The following is a 259-nucleotide window of genomic DNA, read 5'->3' on the forward strand; positions in this document are numbered from 1 at the left end:
CATATTATGCGGGTGAAGGGACTTGAACCCCCACGCCGTAAGGCGCTAGATCCTAAATCTAGTGCGTCTGCCAATTCCGCCACACCCGCAAAAAATATGAGCCGTACAGGGCTCGAACCTGTGACCCTCTGATTAAAAGTCAGATGCTCTACCAACTGAGCTAACGGCTCATATGGAGGTTAACGGGATCGAACCGCTGACCCTCTGCTTGTAAGGCAGATGCTCTCCCAGCTGAGCTAAACCTCCATGGATAACTTAA

Annotated in this window: 3 tRNA genes; all 3 read right to left on the bottom strand. The window is 51.0% G+C overall.

Annotated elements, in window-relative coordinates:
• Positions 1-7 precede the first annotated feature (7 nt).
• The 3 genes from AB5M32_RS13705 to AB5M32_RS13715 all read right to left on the bottom strand — a co-directional run bounded on the left by AB5M32_RS13705 (position 8) and on the right by AB5M32_RS13715 (position 246).
• Positions 8-89: transfer RNA gene (locus AB5M32_RS13705), tRNA-Leu, on the bottom strand.
• 8 nt (positions 90-97) lie between these two features.
• Positions 98-170 (bottom strand) — tRNA-Lys (locus AB5M32_RS13710).
• A gap of 3 nt (positions 171-173) precedes the next feature.
• Positions 174-246 (bottom strand) — tRNA-Val (locus AB5M32_RS13715).
• Between the last annotated feature and the right edge of the window lie 13 nt (positions 247-259).

Source organism: Enterococcus sp. C57 (assembly GCF_040887305.1).
Classification (GTDB): Bacteria; Bacillota; Bacilli; order Lactobacillales; family Enterococcaceae; genus Enterococcus_B; species Enterococcus_B hirae.